This window comes from Thermodesulfobacteriota bacterium (genome assembly GCA_040755095.1).
In the GTDB taxonomy this organism is placed as follows: Bacteria; Desulfobacterota; Desulfobulbia; order Desulfobulbales; family JBFMBH01; genus JBFMBH01.
Map to the genome: position 1 here is coordinate 1 of JBFMBH010000029.1, position 19897 is coordinate 19897.

The 19897-nt window shown below is 70.2% G+C and carries 16 protein-coding genes; 8 read left to right on the top strand and 8 right to left on the bottom strand.

Annotation, left to right across the window (positions count from 1 at the left end):
• The 8 genes from AB1634_06550 to mraZ all read right to left on the bottom strand — a co-directional run.
• Positions 1-495 (bottom strand): Mur ligase family protein (locus AB1634_06550; GenBank protein ID MEW6219183.1); only part of this gene is annotated, 495 nt, incomplete at its 3' end.
• A gap of 4 nt (positions 496-499) precedes the next feature.
• On the bottom strand, positions 500-1579 hold the full coding sequence (gene mraY, locus AB1634_06555) for a phospho-N-acetylmuramoyl-pentapeptide-transferase (protein MEW6219184.1): 1080 nt from the start codon (positions 1577-1579) through the stop codon (positions 500-502).
• Positions 1579-3036 (bottom strand): UDP-N-acetylmuramoyl-tripeptide--D-alanyl-D-alanine ligase, encoded by a 1458-nt coding sequence (gene murF, locus AB1634_06560; protein ID MEW6219185.1) that lies wholly within the window; start codon positions 3034-3036, stop codon positions 1579-1581. The genes mraY and murF overlap by 1 nt, the downstream gene beginning before the upstream one ends.
• 44 nt (positions 3037-3080) lie before the next feature.
• Positions 3081-4700, bottom strand: a complete 1620-nt coding sequence (locus AB1634_06565; protein MEW6219186.1) for a UDP-N-acetylmuramoyl-L-alanyl-D-glutamate--2,6-diaminopimelate ligase — start codon at positions 4698-4700, stop codon at positions 3081-3083.
• 146 nt (positions 4701-4846) lie between these two features.
• Positions 4847-6700, bottom strand: a complete 1854-nt coding sequence (locus AB1634_06570) for a PASTA domain-containing protein (protein MEW6219187.1) — start codon at positions 6698-6700, stop codon at positions 4847-4849.
• A gap of 13 nt (positions 6701-6713) precedes the next feature.
• Positions 6714-7067 (bottom strand): hypothetical protein, encoded by a 354-nt coding sequence (locus tag AB1634_06575; GenBank protein ID MEW6219188.1) that lies wholly within the window; start codon positions 7065-7067, stop codon positions 6714-6716.
• Positions 7064-7957, bottom strand: a complete 894-nt coding sequence (rsmH, locus tag AB1634_06580; GenBank protein MEW6219189.1) for a 16S rRNA (cytosine(1402)-N(4))-methyltransferase RsmH — start codon at positions 7955-7957, stop codon at positions 7064-7066. The genes AB1634_06575 and rsmH overlap by 4 nt, the downstream gene beginning before the upstream one ends.
• A 6-nt stretch (positions 7958-7963) precedes the next feature.
• Positions 7964-8440: a division/cell wall cluster transcriptional repressor MraZ gene (mraZ, locus tag AB1634_06585; protein ID MEW6219190.1), complete on the bottom strand. Its 477-nt coding sequence runs from the start codon at positions 8438-8440 to the stop codon at positions 7964-7966.
• 407 nt (positions 8441-8847) lie between these two features.
• On the opposite strand from mraZ, the gene AB1634_06590 reads away from it, so the two are divergent.
• The 8 genes from AB1634_06590 (at position 8848) to AB1634_06625 (ending at position 19848) form a co-directional block, all read left to right on the top strand.
• On the top strand, positions 8848-10419 hold the full coding sequence (locus tag AB1634_06590) for a sensor domain-containing diguanylate cyclase (protein ID MEW6219191.1): 1572 nt from the start codon (positions 8848-8850) through the stop codon (positions 10417-10419).
• The gene (locus tag AB1634_06595; protein ID MEW6219192.1) at positions 10416-11510 is read left to right on the top strand and encodes an Sfum_1244 family protein; all 1095 of its coding nucleotides are present in this window, start codon (positions 10416-10418) and stop codon (positions 11508-11510) included. The genes AB1634_06590 and AB1634_06595 overlap by 4 nt, the downstream gene beginning before the upstream one ends.
• Positions 11507-12625 (top strand): efflux RND transporter periplasmic adaptor subunit, encoded by a 1119-nt coding sequence (locus AB1634_06600; GenBank protein ID MEW6219193.1) that lies wholly within the window; start codon positions 11507-11509, stop codon positions 12623-12625. The genes AB1634_06595 and AB1634_06600 overlap by 4 nt, the downstream gene beginning before the upstream one ends.
• A 291-nt stretch (positions 12626-12916) precedes the next feature.
• Positions 12917-14020 carry an ATP-binding protein gene (locus tag AB1634_06605; protein ID MEW6219194.1) on the top strand — a complete coding sequence of 368 codons (1104 nt, stop codon included), beginning with the start codon at positions 12917-12919 and terminating at the stop codon, positions 14018-14020.
• A gap of 66 nt (positions 14021-14086) precedes the next feature.
• Complete coding sequence (locus tag AB1634_06610) at positions 14087-17299, top strand: efflux RND transporter permease subunit (GenBank protein ID MEW6219195.1); 3213 nt, start codon at positions 14087-14089, stop codon at positions 17297-17299.
• A 59-nt stretch (positions 17300-17358) separates the two neighbouring features.
• Positions 17359-18114, top strand: coding sequence for an NAD(P)-dependent oxidoreductase (locus tag AB1634_06615; GenBank protein ID MEW6219196.1), 756 nt, complete (start codon positions 17359-17361; stop codon positions 18112-18114).
• Positions 18115-18731: 617 nt separating this feature from the next.
• Positions 18732-19451 (top strand): ImmA/IrrE family metallo-endopeptidase, encoded by a 720-nt coding sequence (locus tag AB1634_06620; protein ID MEW6219197.1) that lies wholly within the window; start codon positions 18732-18734, stop codon positions 19449-19451.
• Positions 19420-19848, top strand: a complete 429-nt coding sequence (locus AB1634_06625) for a DUF2335 domain-containing protein (protein ID MEW6219198.1) — start codon at positions 19420-19422, stop codon at positions 19846-19848. Before AB1634_06620 ends, AB1634_06625 begins: the two co-directional genes overlap by 32 nt.
• Positions 19849-19897 lie beyond the last annotated feature (49 nt).

Genomic DNA, 19897 nt, shown 5'->3' on the forward strand with positions numbered 1-19897 from the left:
GAGCTGGAAGCTCGACACCTCGCAGACAATGACCTGGGCCTGTCGCGGGCCATCCACGTGCTCGAGCAGCGGGGTGCCGATGTTGCCGCCCACAAACACCTCCTGGCCGGCAGCCGCCAACAAGCCGCCCAGGAGGGTGCAGGTGGTGGTCTTGCCGTTGGTGCCGGTGACCGCCACCAGGGGGGCGGTCACCAGGGGGGCGGCCACCGCCAGCTCGCCGGCCACGGGGATGCCCTGGGCCCGAGCTGCCGCCAGGGCCGGCTCGTCCAGGGGCACCCCGGGGCTGACCACGATGCGGTCGGCCCGGGCCAGGAAGGCAGCCGTGTGGCCGCCGGCCTCCAGCTCGATGCCGTCCCGGCGCAAGGCCGCCACCAGGCCCTGATCCAGCCGCTCGGCGGGTGTGACCTCGGAGACCGCCACCGTCACCCCCTGGCGCCGGAAATGGCGGACCGCCGCCAGCCCTGACTTGCCGATGCCCATCACCACCACCCGCATGGCCTCACCTCAGCTTCAGGGTGCCCAGGGCCAGGAGGGCCAGGACGATGGAGACGATCCAGAACCGGACGATGACCTTGGGCTCCACCCAGCCCTTGACCTCGAAATGGTGGTGCAGGGGCGCCATGCGGAAGATGCGCTTGCCGCCGGACATCTTGAAATAGCCCACCTGGAAGATGACCGACAGGGCCTCCACCACGAAGATGCCGCCCACGATGGCGAGAAGGATCTCCTGCTTGATGACCACTGCCACCAGTCCCAGGGCCCCCCCCAGGGCCAGGGCCCCGACGTCGCCCATGAACATCTGGGCCGGATAGGCGTTGAACCACAGAAAGCCCAGACTGGCCCCGACCAAGGCGCCGCAGAAGACCGCCAGCTCGCCGGCGCCCCGCACGGCCGGGATTTGCAGATAGGCCGCCAGGGTGGCATGACCGGCCAGGTAGGAGAAGAGCAGGTAGACCGCCGCGGTGATGACGGTGGGGCCGGTGGCCAGGCCGTCCAGGCCGTCGGTGAGGTTGACGGCATTGGAGCAGCCCACCACCACGAAGATGGCGAAGGGGATGTACCAGATCCCCAGGTCCGGCTGCAGATTCTTGAAAAAGGGCAGGGCCAGGACGCCATCGAACTCGGCATGGCGGAACAGGAGCACCGCCACCACCGAGGCGCCGGCCACCTGCATGAGGAACTTCCAGCGCGGCGCCAGGCCCTTGGGGTTCTTGAGCTTGATCTTGCGGTAGTCGTCCAGAAAGCCGATGAGGCCGTACCAGAGGGTGAGCCCCAGAACCATCCAGATGAAGCGGTTGGTGAGGTCCACCCAGAGGAGGGTGGCCACACCCAGGGCCAGAAGGATGAGGATGCCGCCCATGGTGGGCACGCCGGTCTTGGCCAGATGGGTCTGGGGCCCGTCGTCCCGGACCACCTGGCCGATCTGGTAGCGCTGCATGCTGCGGATGAAGGCCGGCCCCAGCCACAGCGCGATGACGAGGGCCGTCACCGTGGCGCCCAGGGTCCGGAAGGTGATGTAGCGGAAGACGTTGAACGGGGTGAAGGCGGTATGCAGGGGATAGAGGAGATGGTAGAGCATCAGCGTCCCTCCCCCGAGCCCTGGGTCAGAGCGGTGACAATGGTCTCCATGCGCATGCCCCGGGAGCCCTTCACCAGGAGCCAGTCGCCGGCGGCCAGCCGGCCGGCCGCGGTCCAGGCGGCAAGCTCCGCCACGATCGCCTCCTTGCCGGCCATAGCCTTGGCCTCGTCCGGCTTGAGGCCGCCCGCCCGGGCGCCGGCCACCACGGTCTCGGCAAACTGGCCGCAGGCGAGCAGGCCGGCAAAACCGTGGGCTGCCACCTGCTCCCCCAGCTGGCGGTGGGCTGCGGCCGCCGCCGGTCCCAGCTCCAGCATGTCGCCCAGGATCGCCACTGCCCGCCGGCCGGCCGCCAGCTCGGCCACCGTGGCCAGGGCCGCGGCCATGGAGCCGGGGGCGGCGTTGTAGCAATCCACCATCAGCAGGCGGCCGTCGGCCAGGGTGCGGATCTCCAGCCGCTGGCTGTGGGGACGGAAGGCGGCGAGCCCGGTCGCCACCTGCTCGGGCGAGCAGCCGGCGCCATGAGCCAGGGCCGCAGCAGCCAGGGCATTGGTCACGTTGTGGCGGCCCAAGGCGGCCAGCCGCACCCGGACCCGGCCGTCGGGCAGATCGAGGGTGAAGGCCACGCCATCCCGCCCCAGGGAGCGGATACGGGTGGCTCGGATCAGGGCCCCCCGCCTCAGGCCGAAGGTCAGCTGGGCCTGGGGATAGCGGCGGGCCATGACCCGGACCAGGGGGTCGTCGAGGTTGACCACCAGGCGAGCGGCGGGGCGAAGGTTGGCGAAAAGCTCCTCCTTGGCCCGGGCCACCCCGGCCAGATCCCCCAGCCCCTCCAGGTGGACCGGCTGTACGTTGGTGATGCAGCCCAGCGCCGGATCAGCGATGGCGGCAAGACGTGCGATCTCGCCTGGCCGGTTCATGCCCATCTCCAGCACCGCGGCGCGGTGCCGGGCGGTGAGACCCAGGAGGGTGAGCGGCAGGCCAATGAGGTTGTTGCGGTTGCCCTCGGTCTTGAGGATGCGCCAGCGCTGGCTGAGGATGGCGGCGGTCATCTCCTTGACCGTGGTCTTGCCCGCGGAGCCGGTTACGGCCAGCACGCAACAGGAGGGATGGCAGCGGCGGTGCCAGGCCGCCAGATCGCCCAGCGCGGTCAGGGTATCCTCCACCAGCACCACCGGCACCGGCGGCAAAGGGTCGGGCAGCCGGGAGACCACCAGGGCGCCGGCCCCGTGCTCCAGGGCCGCGGGCAGAAAGGCATGGCCGTCGAAGCGCTCGCCCATCAGGGCCACGAACGCCTGGCCGGCGGTCAGGGCCCGGGAGTCGGTGCCAATGCCGGCGACCGTGGCGTCGGCCGGGCCGAGGAGCCGGCCGCCGGTGGCCAGGGCCAGGTCGGCCACCGTCCAGGCAGGCCCGGCACTGGCGGCCAGGGACGGACGCCGGGGGGCGGCTGGCTGGGGCATGGCACCGGCCTTCTTATGAACGCTGGCGGGACGAATTGGCATGCTCAGGCCGCCTGCCCGCCGAGGGCATCCGAGGGAGCGGCCGGCCCGGTGGCCATGGCCGCCAGGGTGGCCAGGCGGGCCTGGAGCCGGTCGTCGAACTGGCGGCGGCTGCCGCCGATGATCTGATAGGTCTCATGGCCCTTGCCGGCAATGAGCACCACATCGCCCGGCCGGGCCAGGGAAACGGCGGTCGCAATGGCTTGGCGGCGGCAGGGCACCAGGTCGTAGCCGGTGCGGCCGGGCTGGCTCAGGAGCAGCTCGGCCCGGTTGCGGGCCAGGCGGCTGCCGGCTAAGCCCCGCTCGATGGCGGCCATGATGGCCTCCGGCGCCTCGGAGCGCGGATTGTCCGAGGTGACGAGGACGATATCCGCCAGCTCGCCGGCAATGCGCCCCATCTGGGGCCTCTTGCCGGCGTCCCGATCGCCGCCGCAGCCGAAGACCACCACCAGGCGGGCCGGCCCCAGCTCGCGCAGGGTGCCCAGCACCGAGGCCAGGGCATCCGGGGTATGGGCATAGTCCACGAAGACCTGGACGCCGGCCCGGCAGGGCACCCGCTCCAGCCGGCCAGGCACGGCGGCAAGGGCGGCCAGGCCGCGCTCGATGCCGGCCAGCGGCAGGCCGAGGCCGACACCGATGCCGGCGGCCACCAGCAGATTGGCCAGGTTGTACGAGCCCACAAGGGGCGAGCCCAGATCAAAGACGCCGGCCGGGGTAACGATGCGGGCCCGAATCCCCTCCCAGGTCTGACCAGCCGCTGCCGCATGGACCTCCACCGGCTGGTCGATGGCGCAACGGAGCGGCTGCCGGAGCATGGCCAGAAGCCGATCGCTCCAGTCCGCCGCCGGCGGCCGGCCGCCGGCCCCCCGGGCCGGCAAGGCCACCACCGCCCGGCCGCCGGCCGCCAGGTGCTCGGTGAACAGCCGGGCCTTGGCGGCAAAATAGGCCTCCATGTCGCCATGGAAGTCCAGATGATCCCGGGTCAGGTTGGTGAAGGCCGCCACCTGGAAGCGCAAGCCCGCCACCCGCTCCTGGGCCAGGGCATGGGAGGAGACCTCCATGACCACATGGCTGACGCCGGCGGCCCGCATCCGGGCCAGGACCGGAAACAAGGCCAGGGGGCCGGGGGTGGTGAAAGGGGCGGCCTCCTGGCGACCGGCGTACCGGTAGCTGACGGTGCCGATCACCCCTGGCGAGAGGCCGGCGGCCCGCAGCATGGACTCCACCAGGAACGAGACCGTGGTCTTGCCGTTGGTGCCGGTGATGCCCACCAGGGTGAGGGCCGCCTCGGGATGGTCCCAGAAGGCGGCCGCCACGGCCGCCGCTGCCTGCCGGCTGTCCGCCACCCGGACCACCGGCACCGGCCAGGAGCGGCCAGCGATCCCATGGCCCGCCTGCACCACCACCGCCGCCGCTCCCCGCTCGATGGCCTGGCCGACGAAGGCATGGCCATCGACGTGGGTGCCCGGCAGGGCCAGGAACAGGGTGCCGGGGACCACCTCCCGGGAGTCGGCAGCCAGGGCGGCGATCTCCAGAGGACCCGCAGCCGGCGAGGCATCATAGGGCAGCCCGTCCAGGAGCTGGCGCAAGGTCTTTCTTGGGGAGGTGTGGATCGCAGGTGGCATGGAGGAAAGGACGGGCTGCCCTATGATGGTTGAGAGGGTGGAAGCTTCAATCGTGCTGCGCCGGCTGACGCTGTGGGGTTTATGGGACCTACAGGACCTATAGGACCTATGGGACCTATGCCACCCGTTCGGGTCGCGGCCGCACTTCAGGAGCCGGGCGCCAGGGTCAGGACACACTCCGCCGCCCGGGCGAGATCGCTGCCCGGGGCCGGCTGTTGCTGCACCACCCGGCCGCTGCCGGCAATCCGCACCGGCAGCCCCAGGGGAGCGATCTCACGCAGGGCCTTGCGCAGGCTCTCGCCCCGGAGGTCGGGCATGCGGGCCGCCGGCTCGCTGGCGCCGGCGCTGCCGTCGCCAGGAGCGTGGTGCAACCGCCGCCAGGCCTGGACATAGGCGGCCGCATCCGGGGGCACGGCCGGCGGCGACACCGGGGCCTGGCGGCCGGCGGCCAGCACCGCGGGCAGGGCCCGCCTGGCCAGACCGGCCAGGAGCTGGCCCTGCTCGACCTGGCCGGCGCAGCCGCTTACGGCCGCCACCAGGACGATCTCCGGCGCCTTGCCGGGAGCCACCGCCAGCAGCACGGCCTGGCGGAGCCCTGCGGGCGGCCCCTCCGCCCCACCGGCTGGTGCCTCCGGACGCACTGCCGACAGACCTTGCACCAGCCGGCCATCCCCGGCCACCGCCTGTCCCATGTCCTCCAGAAAGGGCAAGAGGGCCTGGCTGGCCTCCCGGGGCAGAAGGCGCTGGCGCGCTGCTGCCGTCTCCTGGCCAGGGGCGGCCGGCCAGGCCACCAGGTGTGGCCGCAGCCCCTGGCCGCCGTTCAGCAGCACGGCGAAGGCGGCGGCCAGATCGAAAAGGGTCGGTCCCGGGCGGCTCTCGTCCCCGGCCTCGGCCAGGCCGAGGTGGCGGGACGAAGCGGCCAGGCCGGTGCGCAGCCGCTCAAACAGCTCCTGGCCCGCTGGCCCGACTTGGCCCTCCAGCCAGGCTTGACGCGCCGGGCTCAGCCGGCCGGCCTCACCGAGGTCGGTCCAGGTCAGAGCCGGCTGCGGCGCCACGGGGACGGTCCGGTGGGGCGTCTTCCACCGGTCTGCAGCCAGCACCGGTCCGCCGGTCCCCACATCGTCATCCACCGGCGCCGCCGCGGCAACACCGGTCTCCGCGGCCAGCCGCGCCGCCCGCTCGAACAGGAGCATCAGGGCCGTGGACTGCAAGGGCTCGGCCAGCACCCGGTTGGGCCGGCCGGCGTCATCCCCTGTCCAGAAGGTGTTAGGATCGAAGCCCGGCCGACTGGCTATGGCCAGGATGGCACCGTCCTCCACGTGCAAGGCCACGGCCGAGCCCGCGGTCGCCCCGCTCTCGGCCAGGGCCCGATCCAGCTCCTGCTCCACCAGGGCCTGCGCGCCGTGGTCAAGGGTGAGCACCAGGGCCGGCGGCCCCGCGGCGTCCGGCGTGGCCAGGCCCCGCAGATGCCGATCCCAGGCCAGCTCGATACCCTCCAGGCCCTGCCCGGCCCGAACGAAGCCCAGGGCGTGGGCAGCCAGAGGGCCTTCCGGGTAGAAGCGCTCGGAAAGCACTGTGAAGTAGAGGCCCGCCAAGCCGAGACCAGCCACGGCCTGGGCCGTGGCCGGGTCCAGATGCCGGCCCAGCCACAGGAAGCTGCGCTCGGTCTCCAGCCGCCGCGCAAGGACTGACTGGTCCCAGCCCAGAAGAGGCGCCAGCCCCCGGGCCGCGGCAGGGATGTCCGCCAGCTCCAGGGGGCGGGCGTAAACCGAGGTCAGGGCAAGGCTGACCGCCAGGGGGCGTCCCCGGCGATCCAGGACAGGACCCCGGGCCGGGGCCGGAGCAGGAAGCGTCTCCCCGGCCACCGGGATTGGCGGCCCGGCCAGCCGGGCGGTCACCTGGGGAACCTCCAGGGCCACCAGGACCAGAACAACACAAAGGGCCAGCACCGCGCCGGCCAGCGCGAGTCGGCGCTTGCTGACGGCTGCCGGCCTGCTCATGGCAAGGTCTCCGTCAGGGCGTCCGTCGCTGCTGGTCGGTGGGTGGAAGAAGCCCCAGCCGGGCGGCAGCCTTGGCCTCGATGGCCTCCCGGCTCAACAGGGCATCCCGCTGGGCGCTCAGGAGCCGATGCCTTTCGCTGATCGTCACCTGCTCCTGGCGCAGCTGGCCGAGCTCGGCCAGTCCCTGCCGGATCTGCCAGCCCAGCCAGAGGCTGGCCACCACCGCCAGGGCGGTGGCGCCGGTGACGATGATCCCGGTCGTCTGCCAAAGCCAGCCGGAATGGCTGGCGCCGCTGCCCCGCCGCAGACCGATCACGGTAACCCCGCGGAAGGTGGCCATGGGTCTTGCCGAGTACTCACGGATCATGGGAGCCTCCCTGCCGCGCGAGCGGCCACGCGCAGCTTGGCGCTGCGGGAGCGGGGATTGGCGGCCTTCTCCTCGGCCGCGGGCGTCACCGGCTTTCTGGTCAGGACCTGCCAGGCTGCCTGGTCCCGGAAGTGCGTTTTCACCAGGCGGTCCTCCAGGGAGTGGAAGCTGATGACCAGACAGCGGCCGCCCGGCGCCAGCACCTGGCGGGCGGCGCTCAAAGCCTGGTCCACCTGCTCCAGCTCCCGATTCACCGCCATGCGCAGGGCCTGGAAGGTGCGGGTAGCCGGATGGATGGCGCCGGGCGCCGGCCTGGGCACCGCCCGCCGCACCAGCTCGGAGAGCTCAGCGCTGGTGCGGATCGGCGCCAGCCGGCGGCGGGCGGCCAGGCTGCGGGCGATCCGCCGGGCGTAGCGCTCTTCACCGTAGCTGGCCAGAAGATCCGCCAGCTCCGCCTCGGGCAGCTCGGCCAGAAGGTCCGCGGCGGTCTGCCCCCCCCGGTCATCCATGCGCATGTCCAGGGGCTGGTCCTGGCGGAAGCTGAAGCCCCGGGAGCTGGCATCCAGCTGCAAGGAGGACAGGCCCAGATCCAGGAGCACACCATCCACCTGCGCGATGCCGGCCTCGGCCAGCACCTCAGCCATGGCGGCGCAGCTGCGGCGGGCCAAATATACCCGTCCGGCAAAGGGCTGCAATCGCCGCTGGGCCTCGGCCAGGGCCTCGCCATCCCAGTCCAGGCCCACGAGACGACCGTCCGGGTCGCAGGCCTCGAGGATCCGCCGGGCATGCCCGGCCAGCCCCAAGGTGCCGTCGAGATAGATGCCGCCCGGGTGGGGCGCCAGCCAGTGAAGCACCTCTTCGACCAGGACCGGTTCGTGCCATGGGGTCACCAGCGCCTAGCCCCGCCGGTCCGCCGCCACTTTGGAGGCCAGGCTCGAAAAGCTCTCGTTGGCCGCCTGCCACTCCGCGGCGAAGGACTCCCTGCTCCAGATCTCGAAGCTCTCCAGCATGCCGGCCAAAACCACATCCTTGTCGATGCCGAAGGGCTGGCGCAGGCTGGGGGGCAGCAGGATGCGGCCCTGGCGATCCATGGGGCACTCGGTGAGGCCGGTGATGATGTAGCGGATGTACCGGTCGGTCTCGGGATCGGAGTGGCGCAGGCGAACGAGATCCCGCTCCTGCCGCTCCCAGGCCGGCACGGTGAAGGCCCGCAGGCACTTGTCCCAGTTGGTGATCATGACCAGGTCACTGCCGGAGCGGCGCAGCACCTCCTGGAAGCGGGCCGGGATGTTGAGCCGCCCCTTGGCATCCAGCAGGTGTTCGGATCGGCCCCGGAACAGGCTGCTTCCGGCTGCCGGCAGATCATTTTCCACAGCGCCTCCCGGGCAGGGCCACGATGCCCCAATGGACCACTTTGCGCCACTCTACTCCGCCATGTTTATAGGTGGCGGGGGGCCTTGGTGTCAAGAGAAAAGTTGGCGGGCCGCGGCGTATCCCCTTGGATTTCCATCATATACCATATGTAGTGCCCAGGTTGATTCCGGGCACCGCCTGTAGTCATCAGCGGCAGCAGGGTGCGCCATGGTGCAAAGTGGCGGATGCAAGCGGCACCTGGGGTGTGGGCCGCCCCGGCTGCGGCGAAGGGTGGGTCGAGGATCCGGGGGTTGACCGCCGGCCTGGGACGATAGTAAGCTCCATACCATCGGTCACTTCAGCCCCCGGCCCCAGGGCGCCCGGCCAAGCCCTCTCCCTGACGGACCGCCCTCTCCCAGGCCTGCCCATGCCCCCCGACCCCCATCGCCGCGACCTGGCCCAGCAGTTCGACACCCTGCTCGCCCTCAAGAACCGGCAGCTGGAGGTCATCAAGGAGCTGTCTCTGCTCACCGCCGAGGTGGCAGACGAACGGACCTTCGTGGCGCGGATGCTGCCCTTCCTTGGCTCCAGCCTGGGCACCGAAGAGGAGATCCTCTTCTATGCCCGCCTGGCGGACGGCGAGCTGGCCAGGCCCGAGTCGGCCGCCGAGCAGCTGGCCGCGGTCTTCGCCGCGGTGCAGGCTGACCCGGAGGCCTTCCGCCAGCCCCGGGCCATCAGCCTGGCCGCGCCCGGCACCCCTCCGGCCCTGGCGGCCCTGGCCCGCGGGGGCTTCGGCCACTGCCTGTTGGCCACGGTCTACCACGGGGACGCCGTCCTCGGCTTCCTGGCCGTGCCAGCCCGGCAGCTGCCGGTGCTCACCCCGGACGAGGCCCTGTTCCTGCGCTACATGAGCGAGACCTTGGGGGTGTTCTTGCGCACCATCCGCCGCAACCGGGAGTTCTCCTCCGCCCGCCGCCAACTGGAGAGGAGCTTCCGGGAGCTGTCGGCGGTCTACGAGGTCTCCCGGGCCATCTCGGGGGCCCTGGATCTGGAGGCCATCCTCGACCAGGCCCTGGACGCCATCCTGGGCCAGGAGATCCTGGTCCTGGCCGCCCGGGGGGCCATCTTCCTCAACGATCCGACCAGCAACCGCTTGCGCCTGGCCCGCCAGCGCGGGCTGCCGCCCGGGGCGCCGGCCGGCACCGAGCCGGCGTGCCCCGACGACTGTCTCTGCGGCCAGGCCGCCCGCGGGGAGCTCATCGTCTCGTCCCTGTCCGACCAGGAGGACCCCGGCCACCGCCACCACCGGCCGGGGATGCCGCCCCACGGCCATGTGGTCCTGCCGCTCCGGGCCCGCAGCCAGGTGATTGGCGTTCTGTGCCTGTACGTGGCCGAGCACCAGGAGCCCACCCCCAGCCAGCTCAACATGCTCTCTGCCATCGCCAACCAGCTGGCCATGGCCCTGGAGAACGTCCGGCTCTACGAGCGGATCCACCACCTCTCCCTCCACGATCCTCTGACCGGCCTCGCCAACCGCAACATGCTGCAGCTGCGCCTGGCCGAGGAGATCAAGCGGGCCAGCCGGTTCGAAGAGCCTCTGGCGCTGGCCATGCTGGACATCGACCATTTCAAGGCGGTCAACGACACCTTCGGCCATGCGACCGGCGATGCGGTCCTCCTGGAGCTGGCCGACCTGTTCCGCGAGGAGATGCGGGCCAGCGACGTGGTGGCCCGGTACGGGGGCGAGGAGTTCACCATCCTCATGCCTCATACCGATCTCGCCCAGGCCCAGGTGGCCCTGGAGCGGCTGCGCCAGCGGGTAGCGGAGCATCCGTTCCGGGATGCCCAGGGCCGGCCCCTGCCCCGGCCGGTGACGATCAGCATCGGGCTGCGCCAGCTGCCGGCCGGCCGCACCCTGCCAGGCGCTGCCCTCCTGGAGGAGGCGGACCGGGCCCTGTACCAGGCCAAGGCGGCCGGCCGCAACCGGGTCTGCTCATGAGCGTTTCGGCCCTGGCCGCGGCGGTGCAGAAGAACAGCGACATCTCGGACGCCCGCTTCGCCGGCATCTACTCCCTGTGCACCATGGTCCTCAAGCTCCGGAGCCTGTACAAGTGGGAGCACGGCCTCGCCCCCTGGCAGACCCCGGCCAGCCAGGCAGTGCTGGCCTGGATTGCCGACAAGGAGCTTCTGTGGGACGAGATCCGCGACCAGGCTTACGCGCCGCTGCCGGTGGACCGGGACCTGATCGACCCCTTCACCGCCGCCCCGGTCAACGCCGTCCTGGCGCGGCTGCGACTCCTGTACGGCGCCGGCTACGGCCGGTCCATGAAGCCGGTGTTCTTCCTGGCCGAGGAGGAGACCGCCCTTACGGTCCAGGGCTGCCCGGTGCGGATCCTGGGGCGGGAGCTGGCCCGGGAGATGGCCGCGCCGTTGGCCCTCTCCCAGGACGGGGCCGTCTACGTGCGGCGCCAGGCCCTGGCTGGCTTTCTGTGGGACCAGATCCAGGAGGTGCGCGGCTGCGGCCGGCCGGCCATGCGCTTCGCCCTGGCCGGCTACCGCCTTCTCACCCCGGCCGGCACGGTGGACAGCCAGCAGCTGGCGGCTCGGCTCGATGAGCTGGTCACCTCCGAACTGCCGCTTTTCATCCACCACGAGATCGGTGAGGTCCTGGAGGAGGCCCTGCCTTCGGAGCTCGCCACCGGCGTGGCGGCAGCCTACCCCGATTCGGCCCTGGAGCTGGTGACCCGGGCCCTCAAAGACGTGCTCGCCGACACCCATCCGGCCGGGCCGCTGGCCTTCATCCAGGCCGAGCGCCGGTCGTCCTCCCTGGGCTTCTTCATCGCCTTTCTGGACGGGATACGCCGGCTCCTGATGCCGGAGCTGCCCGCCGCCTTCACGGAGCTGGCCACCCATGGCGACTGGGCGGCCTGGTCCGGGGCCGTCGCCGCCGCCCGGGACCTCAATCTCCGGCGGGCCGACGCCCTCGCCCGCCTGTGGGCGAAGACCGCCGGCCTGCCGGCGGAGCGCCGCCGCCAGGCCCTGGAGGCCGGCCTGCTGGCGCCCTTGGGGCTTGCGGGCGGACGGCCATGAGGCCCTGCCGCCCCCTTCTTGTCTGGCTGCTGCTGCCCGTCCTGGGCCTGGCGGCCTGCGGCCCCCACCCCGAAGCGAGTCCGCCGGTACGCCGGCCGCAGGTTACCGGGGTCACGGTTGCCACCCTGGTGCCGGCGCCTCTGCCCCGCCATGCCCAGGTGACCGGCACGGTGCAGGCCCCCCGAACCGTGACCGTGGCCAGCCAGATCCTGGCCACCGTCGTGGCGCTGGCCACCGACGAAGGCCAGACCGTCCGGGCGGGCCAGACCCTGATCCGTCTGGACGACCGCCAGCTGGCCGCCGCCCTCCGGGAAGCCGAAGCCGCCGTCGCCGCCGCCCGGCAAGAAGGCCTTACAGCCCAGCGCAGCCTGGAGCTGGCGGAGCTGACCCATGACCGCTACGCCCGCCTGGCCACCCAGGGGGCGGTGGCCATCCAGGCCCTGGACGAGCTGGCCACCGCCCGCTCCAAGGCTGATCTGGAAAGACAGCGGGCGGCAGCGGCCCTGACCCAGGCCGAGGCCCACCTGGCGGGCCTTACGGTGCAGCTGGGCCACACCGTGATCACCGCCCCCGAGACCGGAGTGGTCACCAGGCGCTTCACCAGCACCGGCAGCCTGGCCACCCCCGGCAGCCCGCTCCTCGTCATCGAGCCCGCCTCGGGCCTGGAGGTGGAGGCCGCCGCCGGCGAGCTCCTCCTGCCGCGCCTGGCACCGGGCAGCCCGGTGGAGGTGCAGCTGCCGGCCCTGGCCCTGACCATCCCCACCACGGTGGCTGCCGTGGTGCCGGCGGTGGATCCCGCCTCCCGCACCTTCCGCCTGCGTATCCCGGTAGCCGCACCCGGGGTGGTCTCCGGCCTCTTCGCGGTGGTCCGCATCCCCCTGGGGGAAAAGCCGGCCCTCCTGGTGCCCCAGGCCGCCGTCGCGCACCGGGGGGCGCTCACCGGCGTCTTTGCCGTGGACGACCACGGCCTGGTCAGCTTCCGCCTGGTACGCCTCGGGGAAGCCGCCGGCGACCAGGTGGAGATCCTCTCCGGTCTCGCCGCCGGCGAGCGGATCATCACCGCCGGCCTGGAAAAGGCCCAGGACGGCGGCCAGCTGGCAGAGCCGCTTCCATAGCGGCGATTCGGCGGCACCGTCCCGGACCCTGGCACGAGGACCTTTCGAGAGGAGGGCATATGCTCACCGCCGAACACTGGAGTCGGATCGCACCGAGCGGACCGCCTTCCACCGGATCATCCTGGAGGCGGCCGGCTCCTGGGCGCAACTGGCTCTGGTCACGGGCCGGACTGGCTCTCCCGTGACCGCATGTCCTCCGGAACGTACGCCAGGCGCGCCCCTCCTGACGCCTAGATGTCTGTCCCGGACAGAAGTAACCACTCGCCGGGCCAGCTTCAGGATCAGATATCCGTGGAGAAGCCGGCCCAACCCGCTTCCAAGCGATCCGCCGCCGTGATCAAATCAGCCAGGATTGAAAACTTCAACGGGTTCCCGTTCCTGGAGCTTCCGGACCTGGGCCGGATCACCCTCTTGGGCGGCCGGAACAACACCGGCAAGACCAGCGTACTGGAAGCCCTGTTCCTGTTCCATGACCGTTTGAACCCCAGCCTGGTCCACCGCCAGTTCGGCTGGCAAGGGGTGGGGGTTTTGCCCCTGGAGCCCGAGGCGATCTGGGGGCCGATCTTCCGCCGCTACGATCTGACCAGGACCATCAGCATCTCGATCACGGACGAAACCGGCACCGAAACCATGGCTGTCCAGTGCTCCCGGCTGCTGCCCACGGCGGCTGTCCGGGAGCGGCGGCCGGGAGACAGCAGCGACATCCCTCAACTGGACACCACCCAGGAGCAGGTGCCGCCCGTCCGCCTCGACCTCACCTACCGCAGGGAGGGGCGGCAGGACCAGATCCTGCACCTGGAGATGCGTCCCGCTGGCCTGGGACTTCACGCCGAATATGCCGAGACCGGGGTACGCCCAACGACCTATCTGGCGGCAAGGAGCGCCCGGCATCCCTCCGAGGACGCCACCCGCTTTGGCCGACTGGACGTCTTGGGGCGACAGGACACAGTGGTCGAGTTTCTCCGCATCATGGAGCCCCGCCTGAAAAGCCTTTCCACCGTGGCCGCCGGGGAGCAGTCTCTGGTCCACGGCGACATCGCGATCGGCCGCAAGATCCCCGTTGCCTTCATGGGCGATGGCATGGCCCGCCTCCTTTCGCTGATCCTCGCCATCGCCACCTCGGAGCACGGCCTGGTGCTGGTGGATGAGGTGGAGAACGGCATCCACCACAGTGTCGTGGACAAGGTCTGGGAGGGGGTAGCCGCGGCCGCCCGGGCACTCGACTGCCAGGTGATCGCCACCCCCCACAGCCAGGAATGCCTGGCTGCCACGGTGCCGGGCATGGCGGCGGCCGGCATGGCCGACGAATTCCGCTACGTGCGCCTGGACCGCACGGGCGAGGACATCACGGCCAAGACCTGCCTGCGCCCCTTTCTCCAAGAGCTGGTCCTGTAGGGCGGACATGACCCGCCGTCGCCCATCTGTCCGAACCGCCCCTGGCCACTCCAGGCCCCTGCTCCCATGAGCCCCCATCTTGGCCTCGCCGGCCGGCTGGCGTCGGCGTTCATCGACTCGCGGCTGACACCGCTGGTGGTGATCGCAGCCCTTTTGGCCGGGGTCTTCGCCCTCATCATCACCCCCCGGGAGGAGGAGCCGCAGATCCTGGTGCCGATGATCGACGTCTTCGTCGCCTATCCGGGTGCCTCACCCCGGGAGGTGGAAGAACGGGTCACCCGGCCCATGGAGCGGCTTCTCTGGGAGGTGCCGGCGGTGGAGTATGTCTACTCCATCTCCCGGCCCGGTCTTGCCACCTGTATCGTCCGCTTCCGGGTGGGGGAGTCCTTCGAGACCAGTCTCGTCAACCTGCACACCAAGCTGCAGTCCAACGCCGACCTCATCCCGCCGGGGGTGGGCCAGCCCCTGGTGAAGCCCCGTTCCATCGACGACGTGTCGATCCTGGCGGTCAGCCTCTGGAGCGACCGGTTCGACGGCCTCGCCCTGCGCCAGGTGGCCGCCATGGTCGCCGAGGAGCTGAAGGAAGACCCGGAGGTCAGCGAGATCCAGATCATCGGCGGCCAGCGCCGGCAGGTGCTGGTGGAGCTGGATCCGGTGGCCTTGCGCGGCCACAGCCTCACCATCCCGGGGATCACGGCCAGCCTGGCGCAGGCCAATGTCCGCCTGGCTGCCGGCTCCTTTCCTGTGGCCGGCCGGCAGCTCCTGGTGGAGGCCGGCCGCTTTTTGACCTCGGCTGCCGAGGTGGCCGAGCTGGTGGTGGCGGTACACAACGGCCGGCCGGTCAAGCTCGGCGACGTGGCCCGGGTGACCGACGGCCCGGAGGAGCCGGAGAGCGCCGTCTTCATGGGCTTCGGTCCGGCGGCCCCGGACGCCCGGCCGGGCCAGTTTGACGCAGTCACCCTGTCCCTGGCCAAGAAGAAGGGGGCCAATGCCACCGCCGTCGCCAGCCGCAGCCTGGCCAAGATCGAGGCCTTGAAAGGCGGCCTCATCCCGACCGGCATCGAGGCCACCGTCAGCCGCAACTACGGTGAGACCGCCAAGGAGAAGTCTGACGAGCTGCTGAAGCACATGGCCATCGCGGCGGTGTCGGTGACCGTGCTGGTGGGCCTCTTTCTGGGCGCCCGCGCCGCGGTGGTGGTGGGGGTGGCGGTGCCGGTCACCCTGGCCCTTACCATTCTGGTCACCTATCTCTATGGCTACACCCTGAACCGGGTCACCCTCTTTGCCCTGATCTTTTCCATCGGCATCCTGGTGGACGATGCCATCGTGGTGGTGGAGAACCTGCACCGCCATTTCCAACTCCATGGCGCCAGCCGCCAGACCGCGGTGGCCGCCGTGGCCGAGGTGGGCAACCCCACCATCCTGGCCACCGGCACGGTCATCGCCGCCCTCCTGCCCATGGCCTTCGTCTCCGGCCTCATGGGCCCCTACATGCGACCGATCCCGGTGGGCGCCTCGGCGGCCATGCTGCTCTCCCTGGCCATCGCCTTTGTCATCAGCCCCTGGCTGGGCTTCCTCCTCCTGCGCGGCGCCCGGCACCAGCCCGCCGGTGCCGGGGAGGACGGCTGGCTGCTCCGGCAGCTCAACCGGGCCTACGAGAAGAACCTGCGCTTCCTCCTCAAGGCTCCCGGCCGGCGCCTTACGGCCTATGGCCTGGTCGCCCTGCTCCTGGCGGCGGCTGTGGCCATGGTCGCGCCCTGGCAGCTGGTCACCGTCAAGATGCTGCCCTTCGACAACAAGGCCGAGGTGGCCATCGTGGTGGACCTGCCGGAGGGCGCGGCCCTGGAGGAGACCGCGGCCCTGACCCGCCGCATCGCCGACCTGCTGGCCTTCGTGCCGGAGGTCACCCATTTCCAGACCTATCTCGGGCTCGCCGCCCCCTACACCTTCAATGGCCTGGTGCGCCACTCCTTCCTGCGCACCCTGCCCCACCAGGCGGAGATCCAGGTCAATCTCCTGCCCCGCCATGCCCGGCGCGCCCAGAGCCATGAGATTGCCGGCCGCCTGCGGCCGGCGGTCCAGGCCCTGGGCCAGCCGTTCCAGGCGAAGATCTCGGTGGTGGAGGTGCCCCCCGGGCCGCCGGTGCTCTCCACCCTGGTGGCGGAGGTTTACGGCCCGGAGCACCAGGGCCAGATCGCCATCGCCAGCCGCATCAAGGAGATCTTCGCCGCAACGCCGGGGGTGGTGGATGTGGACTGGTACGTGGACGACGACCAGCCCAAGGAGCGGTACGTGGTCAACCAGGAGAAGGCCGCCCGCCACGGCATCAGCACCCAGGCGGTGGCCGAGACCCTGGCCGCGGCCGTGGGCGGTGGCCTGGCCGGGCTCGTGCATCTGCCCGAGGAGCGGGAGCCGGTGCCGCTCCGGCTGCGGCTGCCCCTGGCCATCCGGGCCCAGCCGGCCGGGCTCGCGGCCCTCGGCCTGGCCGGCGGCGACGGCGCCTTCGTCTCCCTGGCCGAGCTGGTGGACCGGTCCTCCGGGGTGGAAGACCAGGCCATTTACCGCAAGAACCTCAAGCGGGTGGTCTATGTGGTGGCCGAGGTGGCGGGTGCGGCGGAAAGCCCGGTCTACCCGATCCTGGCCATGAAGAAGCAGATCGCCCAGCTGCCCCTGCCGGCAGGCTACGAGCTGGCCCAGCACTCCCTGACCCCGCCCTGGCTCACCAGCCGCTATGCCATGAAATGGGACGGCGAGTGGCACATCACCCTGGAGGTGTTCCGGGATCTGGGGATCGCCTTCGCCGCGGTGCTGGTCCTCATCTCCATTATGGTGGTGGGCTGGTTCCGCTCCTTTTCCGTGCCCCTGGTGATCATGGCCCCCATCCCGTTGTCCCTGGTAGGCATCCTCCCTGGCCATGCCGCCATCGGCGCCTTCTTCACCGCCACCTCCATGATCGGCTTCATCGCCGGCGCCGGCATCGTGGTCCGCAACTCCATCATCCTGGTGGACTTCATCGAGCTGCAGCTGGCAGAAGGCCTGCCCCTTACCGAGGCAGTGGTGAGCGCCGGCCTCATCCGCTTCCGGCCCATGCTCCTCACCGCCGCGGCGGTGGTGGTGGGCTCGTCGGTGATCCTCTTCGACCCCATCTTCCAGGGCATGGCCGTGGCCCTCATGGCCGGCGAGGTGGCCTCCACCCTGCTGTCCCGCACCCTGGTGCCGGTGCTCTACTACGGGCTCAAGCGCCGGCAGATGACAGCGGCCGCCGGCACTGGCCGCTGAGCCTTGCGTCCGTGACTCGCTCGCGTCGCACACCAACCCCAAGCCAGAGGGATCCGGCCATGAAAGGAAAGAAAGTGGGCATCACCGGTGCGGCCGGGGTGATCGGCACCATCCTGCGGCAAGGGCTGGCGGACGCTTGCGACCTGGTCCTCTTCGATCGCCACCGGATCGACGTTGCGGCCGGCCAGCGATCCGTGGTCCTGGACTGCGCCGAGCCGGGACAGGTGGCCGGCGCCTTTGCCGGGCTTCATGCCCTCATCCACCTGGCCGGGGATCCGCGGCCCAACGCACCCCGGTCCTCCACCCTCCGCAACAACTTCCTGGCCACCAGCCTGGTCTTCGAGGAGGCCCGGCGGGCCGGCGTGGCAAAGGTGGTCTTCGCCAGCTCCAACTTCTACCACCAGGGCGATATCGGCCGGCTGCTGAGGGGGGAAACCGCCGAGCCCATCACCCTGGACCGCAATCCGACCCCCTTGTGCCTGTACGGGGAATCAAAGGTGTTCGGGGAGCAGGTGGGCCGCCATCTTTCCCTTCTCGGGGTGCGGTTCGTGGCCTTGCGGATCGGCTGGGCGGTGCCAGAGGACGATCCGGCCCCCTACGGCGGGGCATACATGCAGGCGGTCTATTGCAGCCACCGGGACCTGGTGAGCGCCTTTGCCCGGGCCCTGGCCGTGGAGGAGGCCTTTCTCGCCGCCTTCGCGGTGAGCGCCAACAGCCAGGGGGTTTTTGATCTGACCGAGACCAGGGAACGGCTGGGCTCCTCGCCCCAGGACGATGCCGCCCGACACCGCAGATTCCGAGGGCCGATCCGGTGAAAGCGGCCCCGCCGACCTGCCGTCGCCGCGGCCTGCCCACCTTCCCCCTCCTCGCCGACGCCCTCACCGCCACCGCCAAGGGCCAGCCACCTGACCTCTCCTGGCTCAGGCAGTAAACGGCCCGCCCCCGCCCTCCGCCGCCGCGGGCTTGCCGAAAAGACACGGCAATCTGGAGGAGGAGGCGATCAGAAAGGGGGTGGGCCTGCTCAAGGCGGTGATGGGCGAACGCCTCGCCCGGCCGCGTTGACAAGCCCCTGGTCGGCCCGTAGGATACGGCCATGAGCGAGGTTGCCAATCCCCATGACCGCTTCGTCAAGGAGGTGCTGGGCCGGCCGGCTACCGCCCGGGACTTTCTCGCCAACTCTCCTTGCGCTCCGGCGGCAGCACTAGGTCGGGCGGTCCTCCCTCCCCTTGCCGCCGCAAGTGTGCGGCGGTTAGTGCCCACAGGGCCGACGCCAGCCAGGACTTGAGGTCAGGCTCTCCTCGCAGGCGGATATCCCAGATTTGAAATAGGCCTGGAATAAAGGTGCTGCTTATGGTAAGGGAAGACGCCCCGTAAGGAGAACTGCCACCGGTGAGTGTCGGCAGCCGGCAGAATGTGGGAGTTGGTGAATTTCATGGGCAAGCTCTACGAAGTGCTGGCTAACAACCTTCTGCACAACGCCTGGGGAGATCGCGGCTTCCCGATCGATCCCGTGACGATCTGTACCCGCCTTGGAATCAAGGTGATACAGACGACCCTTCCAGCCGACGTTTCTGGTGCGCTCATCAAGGAGCAGGGTAAGGATCCGGTTATTCTTGTTCATCAGGCTGACAGCAGAAAACGCCAGCGATTCACCTGCGCTCACGAGCTTGGGCACTATGTCCACCGCGCAAGCTGCGGGGAGGCCTTGGATGAATACGACACGATCGATCTGCGCGATCCCCTATCCAAACAGGGGACTGATCCGGTCGAGCGGTATGCAAACAACTTCGCGGCGAATTTGCTCATGCCATTCCACGAGGTTGGGCGTCTCCACCGGGCTGGAACGAGTCTGTTTGATATGGCTGACTACTTTGATGTGTCAGAAGAAGCCATGAGTTTTCGTCTTCAGTATGTGACCAAACGGCTTCCTGCGGCGCGGCTTTTCGGAGAGCGAGCCATGCGGCTCAAGAACACGTTGGCTGGCGTTGGCAGTATTCTGGATATAGCTCCATCCTCTGACTATACACGGCTCGTTCCGCGCCTTACTGTCCAGCAGCGACTGCGGGCGAACTGGGAGAAAGTAGGGAGCTCCATCCGAAAATCCGTCATAGACTTTGAGCATGAGCGGCAAGACAAAGCAAAGGGGAAATAGCCGACGGAGAGACCAGATCATCGTCACGAGTCGTGACCACCAGCCCGTCGCCCCTTTCGCATCCGAGCAATTCTCTGGGCCTCTTCCCCATCCAGAAACGCTCCACCAATACGACCTCTTGATCCCCGGCGCTGCGGAACGAATCCTGGCCATGGCCGAAACTGCCGCGGCGCACCAAAGGGAATTGGACGTGGCCGCGCTCAAGGCCACGGTTTCCGAGGTGAAACGTGGCCAGGTGTTCGGTATTGTTACTGTCATCCTCGCCTTCACAACCGCTGTTGTCGCCCTTTTTCTCGGATCCGAGAAGACAGCGATGGCCATCGGTGGCACGACGGTCGTTGGCCTTGTGACCGCCTTTGTCACGGGGAGGATTCTGCAGCGAGGCGAGCCTCGATAACAGAATCATACCAGACCGGCAGTCGCACTACCGCCGGCGGGCGGCCCGG